The sequence below is a fragment of the Piscinibacter sp. XHJ-5 genome (genome assembly GCF_029855045.1).
GTDB lineage: Bacteria > Pseudomonadota > Gammaproteobacteria > Burkholderiales > Burkholderiaceae_C > Albitalea.
Map to the genome: position 1 here is coordinate 5,381,605 of NZ_CP123228.1, position 18,473 is coordinate 5,400,077.

General features: G+C 69.5%; 14 protein-coding genes and 1 pseudogene. All 15 read right to left on the reverse strand.

The annotated features are described in order from the left end of the window. Positions 1-5 precede the first annotated feature (5 nt). On the reverse strand, positions 6-857 hold the full coding sequence (locus P7V53_RS25395) for a hypothetical protein (protein WP_280152276.1): 852 nt from the start codon (positions 855-857) through the stop codon (positions 6-8). Further along, the gene (locus P7V53_RS25400) at positions 854-1,912 is read right to left on the reverse strand and encodes a polysaccharide deacetylase family protein (protein WP_280152277.1); all 1,059 of its coding nucleotides are present in this window, start codon (positions 1,910-1,912) and stop codon (positions 854-856) included. Before P7V53_RS25400 ends, P7V53_RS25395 begins: the two co-directional genes overlap by 4 nt. Positions 1,913-1,919: 7 nt before the next feature. Continuing rightward, a complete protein-coding gene (locus P7V53_RS25405; protein WP_280152278.1) occupies positions 1,920-3,890 on the reverse strand; it encodes a protein kinase in 1,971 nt (656 codons plus the stop codon). 176 nt (positions 3,891-4,066) lie between these two features. Then, on the reverse strand, positions 4,067-4,768 hold the full coding sequence (locus P7V53_RS25410; RefSeq protein WP_280152279.1) for a hypothetical protein: 702 nt from the start codon (positions 4,766-4,768) through the stop codon (positions 4,067-4,069). A 22-nt stretch (positions 4,769-4,790) separates the two neighbouring features. Beyond that, entirely contained in the window at positions 4,791-5,468 is a 678-nt protein-coding gene (locus tag P7V53_RS25415; RefSeq protein WP_280152280.1) for a hypothetical protein, read from the reverse strand. 20 nt (positions 5,469-5,488) lie between these two features. Continuing rightward, a complete protein-coding gene (locus P7V53_RS25420) occupies positions 5,489-6,115 on the reverse strand; it encodes a hypothetical protein (protein WP_280152281.1) in 627 nt (208 codons plus the stop codon). A 5-nt stretch (positions 6,116-6,120) separates the two neighbouring features. Then, positions 6,121-6,510, reverse strand: a complete 390-nt coding sequence (locus P7V53_RS25425) for a DUF4150 domain-containing protein (RefSeq protein WP_280152282.1) — start codon at positions 6,508-6,510, stop codon at positions 6,121-6,123. After that, positions 6,507-7,547, reverse strand: a complete 1,041-nt coding sequence (locus P7V53_RS25430) for a hypothetical protein (RefSeq protein WP_280152283.1) — start codon at positions 7,545-7,547, stop codon at positions 6,507-6,509. The genes P7V53_RS25425 and P7V53_RS25430 overlap by 4 nt, the downstream gene beginning before the upstream one ends. Continuing rightward, the gene (locus P7V53_RS25435; protein WP_280152284.1) at positions 7,544-8,638 is read right to left on the reverse strand and encodes a DUF2169 domain-containing protein; all 1,095 of its coding nucleotides are present in this window, start codon (positions 8,636-8,638) and stop codon (positions 7,544-7,546) included. Before P7V53_RS25435 ends, P7V53_RS25430 begins: the two co-directional genes overlap by 4 nt. After that, positions 8,635-9,906: a TIGR02270 family protein gene (locus P7V53_RS25440; protein ID WP_280152285.1), complete on the reverse strand. Its 1,272-nt coding sequence runs from the start codon at positions 9,904-9,906 to the stop codon at positions 8,635-8,637. Before P7V53_RS25440 ends, P7V53_RS25435 begins: the two co-directional genes overlap by 4 nt. Before the next feature lie 11 nt (positions 9,907-9,917). Next, the gene (locus P7V53_RS25445) at positions 9,918-10,397 is read right to left on the reverse strand and encodes a DUF6484 domain-containing protein (protein ID WP_280152286.1); all 480 of its coding nucleotides are present in this window, start codon (positions 10,395-10,397) and stop codon (positions 9,918-9,920) included. Between the two features lie 18 nt (positions 10,398-10,415). Then, the gene (gene tssI, locus P7V53_RS25450) at positions 10,416-12,719 is read right to left on the reverse strand and encodes a type VI secretion system tip protein TssI/VgrG (RefSeq protein WP_280152287.1); all 2,304 of its coding nucleotides are present in this window, start codon (positions 12,717-12,719) and stop codon (positions 10,416-10,418) included. Between the two features lie 108 nt (positions 12,720-12,827). After that, positions 12,828-15,482, reverse strand: a pseudogene (gene tssH, locus P7V53_RS25455) (type VI secretion system ATPase TssH); the annotation flags it as partial. Then, positions 15,475-16,575 carry a type VI secretion system baseplate subunit TssG gene (gene tssG, locus P7V53_RS25460; RefSeq protein ID WP_280152288.1) on the reverse strand — a complete coding sequence of 367 codons (1,101 nt, stop codon included), beginning with the start codon at positions 16,573-16,575 and terminating at the stop codon, positions 15,475-15,477. The gene tssG and the pseudogene tssH, both read right to left, overlap by 8 nt. Beyond that, the gene (gene tssF / locus P7V53_RS25465; protein ID WP_280152289.1) at positions 16,572-18,467 is read right to left on the reverse strand and encodes a type VI secretion system baseplate subunit TssF; all 1,896 of its coding nucleotides are present in this window, start codon (positions 18,465-18,467) and stop codon (positions 16,572-16,574) included. The genes tssG and tssF overlap by 4 nt, the downstream gene beginning before the upstream one ends. Positions 18,468-18,473 lie beyond the last annotated feature (6 nt).

The following is an 18,473-nucleotide window of genomic DNA, read 5'->3' on the forward strand; positions in this document are numbered from 1 at the left end:
GGCCACTAGGAGGCGCGTGATGCGCAGCTTGCCGCGGCGCCCGCTGTCCCGCTGCCGTTCCCGTTCTTCAGCGCCTTGAGCTTGCTTGCGGCACGCGGGTTCGACGCATCGAGCCGCAGTCCTTTCTCGTACGACGCCATCGCCGCCGCCTTGTCTCGCACGAGCTGCTTCTCGGCCTTCTGGAAGTAGACGTCGGCCAGCAGCTGGCAAGCCGCGGCATCGCGCTTGTCGAGCGCGAGATGACGTTCGAGCAGCACGATCGCGTCGTCGAGCTCGCCCTGCGTCGCCAGCATGGACGCATGCTCGACCTCGTTGCGATCCAGCGGCACGGCAGGCGCGGCGTTGGCCTGAGCCTCGGCCATCGCGCGCCGCGTGAGGGTCGATCGGGAGTACTTGCCGAGATAGCTGCGCTTGTTGCGCTCGCGCTCGATCTGGCGCAGCGCATCGGCGGCCTGCGCATGATCGGGCTGCAGCGACAGCGCGGCGAGGTACTGCGTCGACGCGCCATCGAGGTCGCCGCGCTTGTGCGCCTGCGCGCCGCGCTGCAGCCGATCGAGCACCGTCGTATCGATCAGGCGCCTGATCTCGGCGAGGCGGTCCTGGTAGTCCGCCACATCGGGACGCAGCACCGTCAGGATCTCCCACGACACCGAGGCCTCGGCCAGCCGTCCCTGACGGCCCTGGCTCAGCGCACGGTCACGCATGCGCCGCTCGAAGACGCTCGCCGGCGGCGGCATGCGCGCCGCGAGCGCCGTCTCGTCCGCGGCAGCAGCGGGACCGGGTGGCGGCGACGGCGGGGGCGTGCTGCAGCCGGCCATGGCCAGCGCTGCGAGACCGCACGCAATCCATCGCTTCATGGCGCGCCGATCCCGCGGCTGATCTGCAGCTTGGCCTTGAACGACTCGAGGTCGCTGTCGCCGAAGATCATGGTCCGGCGCAGCATCAGCGGCTGCGCGAAGAAGGCGTTGCCGCCCGGATTGACGGTGACGGCCAGCTGGTAGTGCTGCTTCGCGAGCAGGTCCAGCACGGCCTCGTTGGCGTCGCCGTACGGAAACGCATAGTGGCGCACCTGGACCGGCAGGCGCCGCTCGAGGATGTCGCGCGGCGCCTTCGCCTCGGTCTCGAGCCCGGCACGGTATTGCGATTCGCTTTCGCCGGCTGCACGCTCGATGAGGTTGCGATGGGTCTTCGAATGCGCCTGCACGTCGACCAGTCCGGAGGCGGCGAGCTCGTGCAGCTGCGACCAGCTGAGCGCATCGCCGGCGCCGATGAAGTCGGTGTAGACGAACAGCGTCGCCGGAAAGCCGTGCTTGCGCAGCAGCGGCAGCGCGTGGCGATGCACCGACTCGTAGCCGTCGTCGATGGTGATCACCACCGAGCGCCTGGGCAGGGCCTGCCGCCCTTCGAGGTAGCCGAGCAGCTGCGCCAGCCGGATGACGTGGTAGTCGTTGCGCGCGAGCCAGTCGAGCTGCGCGGCAAAGGTCGCGGGCGAGACGGCCATCTTGCCGCCGGTGGCGGCGAAGCGGTGATAGCAAAGAATCGGCACCGTCTGGTAGTGGTCGGCATGCACGCCGATCGGGTTCAGCGTGACCAGGGGCACGACCAGCGGCTGTCCGGGCTGCACGCGGCTCACGCCGTTGAAATCGCCGATCACCCAGTCCCGCTCCTCGCTGCCGAGGAATCGCGCGGCGATCGATTTCAGCGTGTCGTCCGTGCCGGGCTGGTAGACGACGAAGCGGTCGCTCTGCCCGAGCACCTCGCCGCCCACGGGCGGCTTGGACGGCCGAGCGGTGGGTGGGGCTTGATCGACGATGCCGACCGGCGGAGCGCTGCCGCAGCCGGCGACGGCGGCCGCCAGCCAAGGCAGCACGACGCGACGCCAGGCGCCAAGCGTGGCCAAGGGCGCGGGCATCGCCACCTCAGGCCGGCGGCTTGGAGGGCGCCGCACCGTCGTCGGCGGCTGCGCCCGCGGCGGGCGTGTCGGACAAGGAATCGGCAGGGGCATCCGGGGTCTCGCGCGGCAGCGGCATGGTCGCCGCCACCGTGGGGGTGGACGGGTCGCGCAGCGGCGCCGGCGTGGCCGGCGACGGCCCCGCGCCAGAGCGGGCGTCCTGCAGCGCCTGCGCCATGCGGTCGAAGGCCGAGAACAGCAGCCCGAACTCGTCGTTGCGCTGCTCCGCGATGCGATGGTCGAAGCGGCCCTTGGCGATCTCACCCATCGCCTCGTTGACCAGCTTGATCGGCTGGGCGAACCAGTTGGCGACGAAGTACATCGCGATCGCGACGGCCAGCACGGTCACCACGACCAGCGCCGCCATCAGCGCCATCGACAGGCGCGCCACATGCACCAGCGGCCGCTCGGGCAGTCCGAGCGCCACTCGCCCAACACCCTTGCCCTGGAAGGTGATCGGCGCTTCGAAGCCCAGCACCGGCTCGCCCATCGCGCTGTAGCGCGACATCACGACGCCGCCGTCGCGCGTGCCGAGCGCCTCGGCCGGAACGCCCTTGTAGGGCTGGCCCACCAGGGCCGGATCGCCCGCGGCGCGCACGATGCCTTCGCGGTCGACGACGGTGATGCTCTGGAAGTCGCCTGTCTTCATCATCTCTTGCACGGCGACGTCGACAGTGGGCCATTCTTCCGACAAGGCCAGCACCGCGTTCTGCGCGGCGATGAAGCGTGCGAGCGAGGCACCGTTGTCGGTCACCTGCTTGAGCATCGCGCCGTACTGGCGCTGCGTGATGACGGTGGCCGACAGCGCCATCACGACCGCCACCACCAGCGCCATCATGGCCGCCCACTTCACGCGCAGCGGCACGATGCGTGGACGCTCCTTCGCGCGAGCCGCCTCGTCCAGGTCGGCCAGCACGCGGCTCAGTGCGTCGGACAGCTCGCGGCCGGTCTGGAAGCGTCGGTCGCGCGGCTTGGCGAGGCAGCGCTCCACGATGCGGCGCAGCGCATGCGGCAGGTCGGGCCGCAGCTTCTCGATGGCCGGCGGCTCCTCGTGCGCGATCTTCATCGCCAGCGCCACCAGGCTGTCGGCCTGGAACGGCCGCTGCCCCGTGAGCATCTGGTACAGCATGATGCCGACCGAGAACAGGTCGGAGCGCCCGTCGAGCTTCTCGCCCTGCGTCTGCTCCGGCGACATGTACTGCGGCGTGCCCAGCACGTCGCCGACCCGCGTGCGCTGCTCGCCGGTGCCGGTGGTCTCCATGTGGGCGATGCCGAAATCGGTGACCTTGATGGTGTGCGTGCCGCGCAGCCGCACGATGTTGCCGGGCTTGATGTCGCGATGGACGATGCCGTGCGCATGCGCGTAGTCGAGCGCGCGGGCGAGCTGGATGCCCATGATGACCACGTCGCGCACCGGCAGGGGCTTGCCCGATTCCATCAGGTCCGACAGCGGCTCGCCGTGCAGCAGCTCCATGGCCATGTACGGCCGTCCCTCGATCTCGCCGACGTCGTGCACGGTGACGATGTTCGGATGCGACAGGCCGCCGGCGGCGCGCGCCTCGCGCAGGAAGCGGCCGCGGTACTCGGCGTCCTCGCAGAGGGTGGCGTGCAGGAACTTGATCGCGACGTCGCGGCCGATGCCGGGGTCGTGGGCCTTGAAGACCGTGGCCATGCCGCCGCGGCCCAGGCGTTCCTGGATGAGGTAGCGGCCGACCTGGCGGACGGCGGGCGCGGTGGCCGTGGGGGAGCCGGGGAGCGTCTGGGTGAGGCCCCGCGCCTCGGTGGGAGTGTCGGCAACCGGTGGTTGCGGCGGCAGGTAGTGGCCCAGGGCGCGCGGCACCGGCGTGACCGGACCGTGCTGCATGCCGGGCAGCACGCGCGTCGCATCGTCGTCCTGGCGCGACGGCGACGGGGTGACGACCGTCGGGTCATCGGGCACCCCGGACCCGTGTTCGGCGGACCTTCCGGCATCTGGCATCGCACGACCCTGGTATGCGCCTCGAGCGAACAGTCCGCGGGCGTGACGCCGCACGGCACCGAGTGCGCTGCCAGATACTCAGGCACCCAGGCGTGACGATCAACGTCCGAAAGTCATCACGACGCTGGCGCAGCGTGTCAGCGTCGCCTGTGGCGCGGCAGCAGGAGCGGGTTACCGGTGAAGTCGGCCGTGGCCATGAACCGGTTGATCAGGTCGGTCGCATCGGGCAGTCGAAAGGGAAAGGCCGGATCCAGCACCTCGCGCGCAACGAGAGGACCGCGGCGTGCCTCTTCGTGCTCATTGAAGAGATCGTCGAACGGATCGTCCGGCTGTGCGGGATACACACGCTCCAGCCGGTCGAGGCACTGATTCATCCAGCTCGTGAACACGGTGGCGTCGGGCATGACGTGCACGGCCAAGCGGGGCAGGTACTCGAGACCGGATTCCCATTCCTCCGGGCGTTCATCGCTGAAGAACAGCATCGGCAGCAACCACGTCGTCGCACACCACAGCGGGCCTCGCACCGGGCCCAGCCAATCGTCGCGGTCCAGCTCGAAGTACTCGAAGCAGTCCCGGTCCGCGCATGCGCACCATGAGGCTTCGGCCACGTGCTCCGGCAGCCGATCCGAGGACACGCGGCGGAAGCGAAAGGCGATCCATTCGTAGACGCCGATGCCCAGCGCAATGCGCGCGCGCAACGTGATGCCGGCGGCGCGTGCCACCACCGGGGCGGCGTCGAAGCGGAAGTCCTCGCTCGCGCGGGTGTCGTCCCAGAGAAAATGCATCGACGCCGTGTCGGCCCGCGTGGCCTCCAGGTAACGGGGATACGCATAGGCCATGCGACTCACCTCGATCGGCTGGCTAGCCGAGGTAGGGATTCTCCCGCGGATCGAGCGACTTCAGGAACACGTCCTGCGCCGCAGGATCGTCGACGCGAAACTCCGCCCCGAACGACTCGCGTGACAGCGGCGGCTCGTGTGCGTAGTCGTACACCCCGGTGCGCCTGTCGTACTTGGCGTTTCGCGGCCGCGACTGGGCCATCTGCCGAACGATGGCGGCAAGCCAGTCGTCGAACGCTTTCTTGTCGGGCATGAGATGGCGCGCCAGCATGGCTTGCTTGACGACGATCTCGGCCAGGTAGATGGATCCCTCGGCGTATTCCTGCACCAGGTCTCCCAGGTTGCACAGCGCAAGCTCCAGCGCCCCCGCAACCGGCTCGCGGTCGTCATCATGCGACATGACGAGCTTGAGGCCCGTCGCCGCGCGCGGGGTGGTCATTGCGGCCCACGCGGCCTCGACGCGCCGCAGCGCATCGCTCACGTCGGCAAGGCCCTGGAAGCGCCAGACGATCCATTCGGTGATGGCCACGCCCAGCCCGAACTTCGAGCGGAAGTCCGCTTCATCGACCGCCTTGTAGAGCCGCACGTTCTGGTCCTTGGCGGCATAGAACTTGAGGCCGATCTCGCTGTTCCACTTGTACCGGGCGGCTGCGCCGGCGACATTCGCGTTCGCGATGTGCGGAGGAATCGACAGTGCCATCTCGGTTCACCTTCCCGGGTTCACTCACCCATGTCCGATTTCAGTTTCTGGTACGAGGCCTTGGTCGGCGGACAGTGGCTCTGGTCGAGCGCCACCGGCTTGTTGCCCTTGCCGCACAGGGTGATCTCGTGCTTGCAGTCTCGAGCGGCACACAGCATGGCATGGCAGTTCTCGCACGGCATCTTCGACGGCTTTCCGGTCTTGGGACGCCAGTCGATGTTGAGCGTCATCCGTCGAGGGGCGGCATTTTGCAGCTCGTCGAGAAGGCGCGCTTCCGCATGGCCCGACTTCTGCATCGTCGGCTTGGCGTGGGTGTAGTTCCCGCACAGCGTCGGAGCGCCGCCCCGCACATCCCCGCTGCCTCCCTTGGCGAGCGTCTTGGGACACTTCTCGTGGGCCTTGTGATTGTTGTGGGCGCTGCGAACCTTGGTGGGTCCGCCGGCGACGGCCGTGCGCTTGACCGACGACACCGTGGTGCCCTCGCCCTCACCTTCCGCGCCGACGAGGGTCTTGTCCTTCGTCTTGCTGTCGAGCTCGCCGCGGCGAGCTTCGTTGGAGTCGGCGAGCTCCTCGCAATCGGTCTTGATCGTCGACGGCGACATGCCCGCATTGCTGACGGTGGCGGTGCCGGGGTTCCCTGTTGCCATCGGGACTACCGGTTGTTGTGCAGTGTCAGGTCCATCTGGCGCACCGCGTTCGCGCCCTCGAACTTGACATCGAACGACCACGCCGAGAACACCGTTTTCCCCTCGAGCGTGTGCGTCACCACCCCCATGCCGAACGACTTGGTCGCCGCCTGGTCGCCGTCGCTCTTCTTGTAGGTCGAGCTGTTCTTCATGCCGACTTCCTCGCCTCCGATCTTCACGCTGCGTGTCCCGTCGTCGGTGTCGGACGCGGCGGAGAAGTTGGGATAGGGAATCGGAACGGGGCCCGCCGGCGGAGGAGGGGGCGACAGGCACACGTCGGGCATCGCGCCGAGCGACCGGTTGGCATCCTTGCCGGCCGAGACCTCGCGCCCGTTGGCGTAGACGTTCTTGCTCATCGACGCAGCTCCGCGCCGTGCATCGAGACGACGAGCGCCGCCCGGATGCCGTCCTCGGTGCCGATGTGGCACAACGCGACGGGCCCTGGCGCGTAATCCTCCTGCGCGGCATGCAAGGCCTGCGCCAGCAGGCAAGGCAACACCGCGGCGCCGATCTCGCCAAGGAACTCGATGGGATGCCACAGCTCGAGCACGCCGTCGCGCTCGCCGCTGTCGAGCCTGCCGGCGACGAAGGCGGCCTCCTTGAACTTGTAGTGCTCGCCCGACAGATCGGTCAGGCGGTACGAGACGTCGCTCATCGCAAGGCCCGCGTTGTCGAGAGCCTCCTGCACCGCCTGCGTCAGGCCCACCGCGCGCAATGGCAGCGTGCTTTCGATCGTCGCGGGCTCGCGCCCGATGCCGAACCCTTCGATGCGCAGCCCGTCGCTGGCCGCGCCGCCCATGCCCACGAGCACCGCGCAACCGGCTTCGCCGGGAAAGAAGCCATTGGAGTTTCCGGGTGTCATCAGCCGCCGCTGGTCGATGTAGGTCTCGAGCGTCGGCTGGTGGAGGAAGCTGTCCACGCCGGCGATCACCACCCGACGGGCGGCACCAGCCACGATCAGGTTCTGCGCCTCGAGAAGTGCCATTGCGCAGCCGGCCTGGTCCTGCGCGAAGACGCGCGACCTCGGGTGGTGCGCCAAGTCCAGCCGCGTCTCGATGGCCTCCAGCAGCCCCTCGTCGATGCCGGGGGTCCGTGCCCGACGCCCGGCCGCGGCGATGCCCAGGAGAAGGGGGATGCGCTGCGGCGGCTCCGGCTGCGCCGCCACCAGGCACTCGTGAATGGCCGGTGCAGCAAGATCGGCCAGCTTGTCCAGCCCTTCCCACCATTGCGGCAGGGAGATTTTCGCCCCGGACAGCGGCTGCCCGGACTCGGTGTCGACCCACACCGTCTGCCCGATCGCGCTGATGCCCGCGCGCAGCGCCGCCAGCGAGGCGGGCGCATTGAAGCCCAGCGCAGTCACCATGCCGCTGGCCAGAACCGTCAGCGGGGTCATCGAGACCCCCGGCGCGCGCTTACCGCCTCGGCGAGACTGCGGTAGTAGGTCTTGCCCGGAAAGCGCCGCTCGCGACTGACGCGCCGTTCGTCCCCGATCAGCGTTTCCTTCACGTCGAACACGCTGCGTCCGAGAGCGAGCGACACGCGCCACGTGAGGGTGAAGCGCTGGCGATCGGGCTCGAGCACGATGGTGTCCAGCCGGGCAGGCCGGCTGATGTCGCGCCCGCGATGCGGAATGAAGCGGACCGGCATGGCCACCTGCGGCAGGCGGAAGACGCGATGGCCGTCGGGTGTCAGGTTGCGCAACTCGATTTCCTCGCCGCCTTGCGGGTAGGGGATGGTCTGGTCTGCCGGCGCCGCCTGGAAGTAGCGCTCGTCGAAATCGGACGGCCACAGCGGCGCGGTGGTCCTGATCCACTGGTCGTCGTAGGTTCCAGCGTACAGGCGGCGCGGCATCCAGCTGCGGCCCACCGGGGAGAACGCCATCGGCACATATCTTCCCTGCGGGTCGCTGACCGGCCGGTCCAGTTCCTCGGTATTGGGCAGCGGGCGTCCCTCGATGCGGTCGGCGTGGCGCCAGAAACCGCGGCCCACCGGGTTGGAATCGCAGGTGTCGGCGCGACCCTCGGCCTGCTCGGTGTCGTCGGTGCCGCCGAAGGCGAGGTCATACGTCAGCCCGACCCGCTCGAAGGGCTCGGGGTCCGAGGCGGTGACCCGGCCGAAGGTGCGCCGCCAATGACGATCGCCGACGGCCGCGAACTGCTTCACCCGCTCGCCCACGCGCAATCGCACCACGGTGCGCCGCACCGCACGTCCCGGCGGCGCATGCGCGCTACCGATCAGCAGCACGTCGCAGGCCGGCTTGACGTGGGCATAGTCCGTCTCGTAAAGCGGTGCCGACGTGCCGGGCGCCGCGGTGAACTGATCGGCTTCCACCAGCGCACTCTGCTCCGCCCCGAGTACGGCCTCGGCACCCGGTTCGGGCATGGCATAGGTGGCCTTCACGACAACCACGAGCAGTTCGCGCCCGTCGCGCTGGAATCCCATCGTCCAGTTCGCGGGCAGTCCCGTGCCGTTGGTGAATCTCATGACGCCAACCACCTGCGCTGACGGTCAGCACGCGCCTCGACCGAGAACACCACAGCCGAACGGCTGTGCGCCGCCAGCTCGACTGCCGCACCGCGGCGTTGCCGCTGGAATCCTTCTCGCAGCACGCGGGCGGCGGCATCGCTCGACACGGGCCGTCCGCCGATCCAGCGCTGTCCCGGCACGTAGCGTGGTGCGGCGTCGCACCAGAAGGCACGCACGGCCGCGACCGCGGGCCAGGGCAAGTCGTCGTCGGGATCATCATCGGCCGCATCGGCCGAAGCGCCTGCAGGCGGATCACGATCGAGGTCCAGGTACCGTAGGTCGGCGCCCGTGATCGCGGAGAACGCTTCACCGGCGAGACGGGCATCGGGTGACTCCATCAGCTCGATCAGCCAGGGTACGGCGGCCGGATCGCCGAACGCACCGGCAGCGCGCAACGCGCCGCGCCGCGTTCGGTCGGAAGCCGCGAGCGAGCGCACGGTTTGCATGGCCCACTGCCGCTCGCCGCAGCGCATGGCGATGTCGAGCGCAGGGTGACTCAGCGACGGCAGCGTGGCAGCCTCATCGAAGGCATGGCGCGCGCCTTGCGGCTGTCCCGACAATGCCACCGACCACGCGGCCCAGAACCGGCATGCCGGATCCGCATCGCGCATCGCGTCGACCGCGAGCGGCATCAGGCCTTCCTGCTTCGTCTCGCCGATGCAGCGCAGGGCCTGCGCACGCAACGCGGCATCGGCGTCTTCCAGCGCACGCCGCACGACAGCCGGCCGCACGCAACGATGGTGGCTGGCGGCGCTCAACGCCATTCGGCGCAGGCTGCTCGACCCGGACGCCGAAAGCGCGTCGAGCACCGCGCCCCGGACAGGCTCGTCCAGCCAGTTCAATGCCGCCGCGAGGGCCGGTTCGAAGCGCGCGTCGGCCAGGCACAGCTGCACCATCGATGTCGTGCGCTCGTCGTCGCGTCCCGAAAACGCCAGCCAGGCTGCCACGAAGACCGCCCCGACGTCGTCGTCGCCCAGTCGCTGGCGCGCCGCGGCCCAGCCGGCGTCCGCGGCCACCTGGAGGCCGCGCAAGTGCGCGAGCAGGCGGGCATCGAGGCGGGCCAGGTGCTTCAGCGCATAGTGCGGTGCCACGACGGCGCGCTCGCGAAGGTGATACAGAAATGACGCTTCGCCGGCATGCTCGGCCACCACCCGCCGGTGCACCAGTGCAGAGATGTCGGCCGGGCGGAAGCCCGGTTCCGGCGGGCTCGGTGCAGGGCGGCTCAAGACGGCCTCCTTCAATTGAGCTGCACCGAACCGCCCCTGATGCGATTGGCGCCCGCGGCCTGCGTGAGCACCGTTTCGCCGCGAATCTCGACGCGGCCATCGCTGTGAAGCGTCAGCGACGACTTGCCGCAGCGCAGGACCAGCTGGTGCTCGGCACTCACGATCATGCGTTCGCCATCGGCGTCCACCTGCACCTGGCCAGGCGGATGTTCGAGCGGCCAGCCCCGCGGCGCCAGCACGCCCAGCACGACCGGACGCCGCGCATCGCCGTCGACGAACCCGAGCAGGACCTCTCGGCCGACGTGCGCCGCATGCAGATCGACCACCGACTCCGCGCGCAGCGCAGCCTGCTCCACGCCTGGGGAGTGCATGACGATCGCAATCCTGCCCCGGTCAGCCAGCGCCAACAGCTCGCCGACGACCAGGGCGCTCGCACCGGCGCGGCCGTTCAGGTGGGATGTGGCCGAAGCAGGCAGATCGCTGGGTTTCATGGTCGAGCTCCTCAAGCATCAGTTCTCCATCACCTTCGCACCCTTGACCGTCACGTTGCCGGACGCCTTGATATTCACCTTGCCTGACGCGTCGAGCGTGATGTCCTTGCCCTTCAAGGTGATCGATCCGTCCTTCTTCATCGTGAGCAGCGCGCTGCCGGTCTTGATCGATACCGAGTCGCCGGCCTCGATGACGAAGTTCTTGCCGACCTTGAGCTGATCGTCCTCGCCGACCGACGACGAGCGCTTCTTGGCGATGGTGGTGGTTTGTCCACCGCCCACCTGGACGCTGCGGTCCGAGGCCACCTGGGTGCTCTGCTTGGCGCCGACGCTGGTCGTCTGGTCCGCACCGATGCTGTTCGTCTGCGCGGCGGCCACGGTGGTCGACTGGCTGGCACCTACCGTGATCGTCTGCATCGCGCCGACGGCGATCGTCTGTGCGGCCCCGATGCCGACCTGCTGTGCAGCACCGATGCCTATGGTTTCGTTGACGCCCACCGTATGCGTGCGCTGCAGGGCGACGGACACCGTTTCGCTGCCCCCGACGCTTCGGCTGCGGTTGCCGCCCACGCTCAGCGTCTGGTTGGCGCCGACGTCGACAGTCTCGTTGCTGCCGACACTCTCGGCCCGGTCGACGCCGATCGAGATCTTCTCGTTGCTGCCCACCTTCTCGACCCGGTTGACCCCGATCGTGATGGTCTCGTTGTTGTCCACCGTCTCGGTGCGGTCGTGCTTGACGTGCGTCGTCTCGTCGTGGTCGATCGTCTTCTTCCGATCGTGCCCCACCGAGTGCGTCTCGTCGTTCTCCACCTCGATGTCCTGGTTCTTCTCCGCGTGGATCCACAGCTGCTCGCTGCCGGCCTTGTCCTCGAAGCGGATCGCATTGGCGTTGCCGTAACCCCCGCCCTTGCTCGAGCGGGTGAGGATCCCCGACTGCGTCGCGTTGGCCGGAAGCTCCCACGGCGGCATCTGCTCGGCGTTGTAGACGCGTCCGGTGATCAGCGGCTGGTCGGGGTCGCCCTCGAGGAAATCGACCACCACCTCCTGGCCGATGCGCGGGATGTCGACGATTCCGAAATTCTTGCCGGCCCATGGATGCGCCACCCGCACCCAGCAGGAGCTCCTCTCGTTCTTCCTGCCGTAGCGGTCCCAGTGGAACTGCAGCTTCACGCGCCCGTACTTGTCGGTGAAGATTTCCTCCCCGCCCGGACCGACGACCAGTGCCGTCTGCGGTCCCTGCACGAAAGGCTTGGGCGTGCGCCGCGGAGGGCGGAACTGCTGCGCCGAAGGAATGGCCGAGAACTCGCACTGGAACGCGCCGGCGGGGTTGCCCGACTCGTAGCCGTCGACATGCGCGCTCACCGCCAGCGACGTGACGAGGTACTCGCGGTTCTGGTCGGCCCGCGGGTGGCTGGTCAGCTTCAGCAGCCGTCCGACCTGGATGCCGTGCGCGTTGGACCTGCCCTGCAGCCGCTCGAAGCGCGTCTGCAGCTCGTCCAGGCGATCCTCGACCCACTGACTGCCGTCGGCCGCCTTCACGTAGTCGCCCTGGAAGTCGAACAGCTCGTAGTCGGACATCGTGTAGCCGCGCGGGTTGTCGGCATCGACCTCGAGGTCGGTGGTCGGCCGCTCGAAGTCGTAGCTCGTCAGCACCACCTTGCCGGTCTTGACCTCGCGCGTGAACGACCAGCCGGACACGCATTCGACATCCGAGGCGGCCTCGGGCGCGTGCTCCATGTACGGCAGGCTGGCGCAGCCGGGCGCCGCGTCGTGCACGCTCTGCGAATCGACCAGCACCAGCTTGTGCTGGCCGTCCGCATGCTCGAAGTACCAGTAGATGCCTTCATGCTCCAGCAGCCGCGCGACGAAGTTGAAGTCGCTCTCGCGGTATTGCACGCAGTAGACCCACTTGCGGTAACTGCGGAACAGCTTGAACTCGAAGCTCGCGATGCCGTGGTCGTCGAAGACCTTCTTGACGATCTCCTTGACGTCCATGTCCTGGAAGATGCGGCAATCGGTGGTGCGTGTGAGGAACCACAGCCAGGTGTTGACGGTGGCGTGGTAGACGAAATGGCGGCCGCGGTGCACGCCGGTGCCGAAGCGCGTGACATAGCCATGGAAGAAGCGCTTGGCGTCGTCACGCAGCTGCACCTTCACCGTGACCGGCTTGCCGAGGAGGTCCTCGGGCTTGAGGTCGGGCTTGGGGCTCAGCAGCGTGAGCTGCGTATCGCCGAGCATGCTCAGGCCCGCCGAGGCGGTCATGGCCTCGAACAGCAGATCGGCGGCGGGAAGCGGGGTCGTGATGGCGATCGGAGGCGGCATGTCCGGCTTTCACCGGTGGACGGTTGGGCGCATGGTTGGTCCTCGGCCGGCCGCGGTAAAGCGACGAAAGTCATCGCAGGTCGACCGGGAGGAAAGGCCTGCCGATCAATCGAATCCGTATTCGAAGTCCCCGTCCTTCACCGACAGCCGCACCGCCTTCATCGACGCGCCCGCGCTGAGCCGCTGCAGATACTCGAGCGAGATGCGCGGCAACACGGTGTTCGTGAGGATCGCGTCGACGACGCGGCCGCCCGATTCGGCCTCGGTGCAGCGCGAGACGATGAGCTCGACCACGTCGTCGCCGTACTCGAGCGGGATGCCGTGGTTGTCGGTCACGCGGCGCCGGATGCGCTCGAGCTGCAGCCGCACGATCTCGCCCATCATGGTGTCCGACAGCGGGTAGTACGGTACGACGACCAGGCGGCCCAGCAAGGCGGCCGGGAAGGTCTTCAGCAGCGGATCGCGCAGCGCCCGCGCGATGCCTTCCGGCGCGGGCATCAGATCGGGGTCGCGGCACAGCTTCATGATCAGCTCGCTGCCGACATTGCTGGTCAGCAGGATGATGGTGTTCTTGAAGTCGATGCCCCGACCTTCGCCGTCTTCCATCCAGCCCTTGTCGAACACCTGGAAGAACAGCTCGTGCACGTCGGGATGGGCCTTCTCCACCTCGTCGAGCAGCACCACGCTGTAGGGCCGGCGGCGCACCGCCTCGGTCAGCACGCCGCCTTCCCCGTAGCCCACGTAGCCCGGCGGCGCGCCCTTCAGCGTGGACACCGTGTGCGCCTCCTGGAACTCGCTCATGTTGATCGTGATGACGTTCTGCTCGCCGCCGTAAAGCGCCTCGGCCAGTGCGAGCGCGGTCTCCGTCTTGCCGACGCCTGATGTGCCGCACAGCATGAACACGCCGATCGGCTTGTTGGGGTTGTCCAGCCGCGCGCGCGATGTCTGGATGCGCCGCGCGATGAGCTCGAGCGCGTGCCGCTGGCCGACCACGCGCTCGTTGAGCGTGTCGGCGAGCTTGAGCACCGCCTCGACCTCGTTCTTGACCATGCGGCCCACGGGCACGCCGGTCCAGTCCTGCACCACGCTGGCCACCGCCTGCTCGTCGACGGTCGGCAGGATGAGCGGCGCGTCGCCCTGCAGCGCCGACAGCTTGTCGTGCAGGCCACCCAGCTCCGCCAGCAGGCCGTCGCGCTCCTCGGCCGGCAAGGCCGAGGCATCGTCGGCCGGCACGCGAAGCCGTGCGCGCAGCTCGAGGATGCGGTCGACGAGCGCCTTCTCCTGCTCGTGGCGCGACTGCAGCATCGCCAGCCTTGTCTGCTCGTCGTCGATGGCACGCAGCGTGCGCTTGCGCCTCTCGGCCACGTCGACGCCGATCGCTTCCTCGCGCCCGATGATGTCGCGCTCGACAGCCAGCGCCTCGAGGCGTCGCTGGCAGTCCTCGAGCTCGGCCGGCGTGGCATGCTGGCTGACGGCGACACGCGCGCACGCCGTGTCCAGCAGGCTCACCGCCTTGTCGGGGAGCTGGCGCGCCGGGATGTAGCGGTGCGACAGGCTCACCGCCGCGACGATGGCTTCGTCGAGCAGCGCCACGCGGTGGTGCTTCTCGAGGATGCCGGCGACGCCGCGCAGCATCAGCACGGCCTTGACCTCGCTCGGCTCGCCGACCTGCACCACCTGGAAGCGACGCGTGAGCGCCGGGTCCTTCTCGATGTGCTTCTTGTACTCGGCCCAGGTCGTCGCCGCGATGGTGCGCAGCTTGCCGCGCGCGAGCGCCGGCTTCAGCAGGTTGGCGGCATCGCCGGTGCCCGCCGCGCCGCCCGCGCCGATGAGGGTGTGCGCCTCGTCGATGAACAGGATGATCGGCCTGGCAGACGACTGCACCTCGTCGATGACCGAGCGCAGCCGGTTCTCGAACTCGCCCTTCATGCTCGCCCCGGCCTGCAGCAGGCCGATGTCGAGCACGTGCAGCGACACGTCCTTGAGCGAGGGCGGGACGTCGCCGCGCGCCAGGCGAAGCGCGAAGCCTTCGACGACCGCGGTCTTGCCGACGCCGGCCTCGCCGGTGAGGATGGGGTTGTTCTGGCGCCGGCGCATCAGGATGTCGACGATCTGGCGGATCTCCTCGTCGCGTCCGGCCACCGGGTCGAGCTCGCCATTGCGCGCACGCTCCGTCAGGTCGACCGCATAGCGCTTCAGCGCCTCCTGCTTGCCCATCGCCGCCGGCGCGATCGCGCCGCTGGCCTCGCCCGGCTCGGCGGCGGTGTCGCTGGCGCGCTGCGCCTGCTCGGGCGAGCCCTCGAGCAGGCGCGCGAAGTTGTCGCTCAGGTCCTCCAGCCTGATGCGCTCGAACTGCTTCGAGATCGTCATCAGCGCATTGCGCAGCGACGGCGTCTTCAGCATGCCGACGATCAGGTGGCCGGTGCGCACTCGCGTGTCGCCGAACATCAGCGAGGCGTAGACCCAGCCGCGCTCGACGGCGCTCTCGATCCAGCTCGACAGGTCGGTCACCGAGGTCGCGCCACGGGGCAGGCGGTCGAGCGCGGCGGTGAGGTCGGCGGCGAGCGCCGAGGCGTCGAGGCCGTAGTGCTTCACGATGCGGTGCAGGTCCGAGTCGGGCGCGTTGAGGATCTGAACCAGCCAGTGCTGCAGCTCGACGTACGGATTGCCGCGCAGCTTGCAGAACACCGTCGCGCCCTCGATGGCCTTGTAGGCCAGCGGGTCGAGCTTGCCGAAGAGCGCGGTGCGCGAGATCTCAAGCATGGTGGACTCCGTGGTGCAGCAGGAACGAAGTGTCGGGACGCAGCCGCAGGTCGTCGCGGTCGCGGGAGCGGCCGCCGCGGCCGATCCACGTCGTGACGCCCAGCCGCACGTGCCGCCCCAGGCGGGGCTCGGGAACGTGCGCGCAGGCGAGGGTCAGCTGCACGTCCCATTGCAGGTCGAAGCCGGTGTACTGGCGCACCCAGTCGCGCAGCGCCTGCCATGCGACGCCGCCCGGCAGGAAGTCGTGGTAGCGGGCCAGCGTCAGCGGCCCCAGCGCGATGCGGAACTTGAACTGCCGGTCGCGCCGCTTGCCGCCGCAGGTGGTCGATCGGCCCAGCGCCGCAGGCGCCGTGCGCTCGCCTCGGCTGCGCGCGAGGCCCAGCCGCGTGCGATCGCCGGTGTCGAGCACCAGCCACTGCAGCACGTGCTGCTCCACGCGCACCGGCACGCCGAAGTACTGCGACAGCAGCTTGGTGAGGCCCTCGGGGTGGCGGCTGCGCGTGCCCAGCAGGCCGGCCTGGAAGAGGCGCGCGGCCGCCGGCAGCGTGCTTTGTCCCGGCTGCTCGCCGTTCAACCCGCAGGCCGCGCCGAGCCAGGCGGCGAACCGGTCGTCATCGGGGCGGTCCAGATGCACGGTGGGCTGGCCCTGCGCCCATGCGCGGTAGAACAGGGCGAGCAGCCGGTGGTGGAAGGTGTCGAGAAAGCGCAGCAGCGTCGCGTCGCCGCGGAAGCGCAATCGCTCGCGCACGTACTCGGTGAAATGCAGCGGCATCGGTCCCTGCGGACCGAGCAGGCCGAAGAAGCGCACGCCGACGCGCGGGGCGTTCGGCGCCGCGGCATCGACTCGTTCGAGCGCCGCCGGCGCGAAATCGAGCTCGGGCTCCTGGCCGAGCCGCAAAGCCTCCTGCGAAGGCCGCAGCGCGCGGCCCAGGCGCGGGCGCTGCGGCTGCAGTGACTCCACCCGGCGCAGCAGCGCGAAGAAGTCGTGCCGCCGCGGGTCGGCCTGCGCGGCTTCGAACAGCGCGGCCAGCGCCGCCTCGCGCTCCGCCTGGGAGCGCGGCGCCGGCGGCAAGGGCGACTCGTCGCGATTCATGCGGTCTCCCGCAAGCCGATGCGCGGCGGCCAGCGCATCACCTCGCCGCGCTGCAGCGTGCGCAGCGTGAGCTGGGTGAAGCTGTTGATGGCCGCGTGGCGCGCGAAGAAGCGCTCCAGCACGCTCGCGAAGAGGAAGGCGCTGCTGCCCTGGTAGGCAAGGTCGTCGAGCTCGAGCACGATCTCCACGCCGGTGCCGAAGCCGATGGGCCCCGCGAACGGCAACCGCCGCACCACCGAGCGGACCTGCATGGTGCGCACGCCGTCGACCTGCCGCGACCAGGCCGCGTCTTCGGGCGGGGCATACAGCCTCAGCATGGTGCGCAGCGCCGAGGCCGCCTGCTCCGGGGTTTCGCCGGCCAGGGACAGGTGATTCAGCGTCAGGTGGCTCACCAGGCTCCAGCCCAGCTCGCCGACCGGCCGCCGGCTGACCGGGCGCGTCGGGCCGCGCAGCGCGTCCACGCGCAGCACCGGACCGGGGGACTCGAGCCGCCAGCGCGGCGCCTCGCCGTCCGTCCCCTGCGGCAGCAGCGCCGGCAGGTCGCGGTTGCTGACCCAGGCCGACACCGCGAGCTGTCGCAGGTCCTCGCGGTACGGCGCGTGGCGCGGATCGACCAGCGAGAGGAACACCTCCTCGCCGACGTACGACGAGCGCGAGCCCTGCTGCTTCTGGCGCGGCGACAGCATGCGAGGCTCGCGGCGCACCGTGTAGAAGCCGTGCGTCTGCTCGCTGGCCGACGCCGGCTCGTCGTGGTGCGTCGCATACATCGGCAGGAACTCCTGCTGGGCGACGCGGCCGGCGCCGAAGCCGGTCACCGACGCAATGCTGTGCACCTCGTAGTCCATCGGCCGCGTGCGATCGGGCACGGCATGGTGCTCCCACTCGCCCGGTCCGAGCTGGATGCGGTCGAGACGCTTGGGAAACAGATTGATCGCCGGCGTGCAGAACAGCGACAGGCTGGCGGCATCGACCAGCGCTTCCAGCGCGGGATCGCCGCGCTGCAGCAGCACGATCAGCTCCAGCTCGTCGCCGGCCACGCCGCCGATGCGCTCGGCCAGCTCCCCGATCTCGAAGAACAGCAGCCGCTGCGGCATCGCGGCCATCTCCTGCAGCAACCGGTAGCCGGAGAAGGCACGCAGCGAATCCGGCAACAGCGCCTCGTCGGCGCCGAACCCCAGGGGCCGCACGCTGTCGGCGCCGCGCCACTGCGCCGCGGCGGGCTCGCGGCCCGCATCGCCGCGCACCAGCGTGCCGGCGGCCGCGCCGAGCAGCAGCTCGTGCAGGCGCAGGGCCACGTCGTCCGGTGCGCTGAGATAGAACGCCAGGCGGTCCATCGAAAGCTGGTTGAAGAGCACGCCGCCGCCGCTGCGCAGGCGGATGCGCAGACCGCCGCGGGCCGTGCGCAGCTGAGGCCAGCGCGCGGGCGACAGGTCGGTCGCATGGCTGAAGTACTGCACGCCGGTGAGCTCGACTGGCCACAGCGTCACCTCGTGCGCAGTGCGGAATTCGCAGTGCGTGTCCTGGCCTCGTGGCAGCTGCGACATCAGCGCGCTGCCACGCGGCACGGCATAGCCGCGCACGAGGTTCGGATCGGCCGGATCGATGCCCAGGCGCGCGATCAGCATCGACGGCAGGGGCGCCAGGAAATTCGGGTAGGTCGCTTCGAGCAGATGGGCGATCAGTCGCGGCTGCTCCGCTTCGAGCTTGAGCTGCACGCGGGCGGCGAGGAAGGCGAATCCCTCCAGCAGGCGCTCGACATACGGGTCGGTGACCTCCATGCCTTCCATGCCGAGCCGCGACGCGATCTTGGGGAACTCGCGCGCGAACTCCGCGCCCATCTCGCGCAGGTGGCTCAGCTCGTCGCTGTACAGGCGCAGCAGGCGGGGGTCCATCGTCGT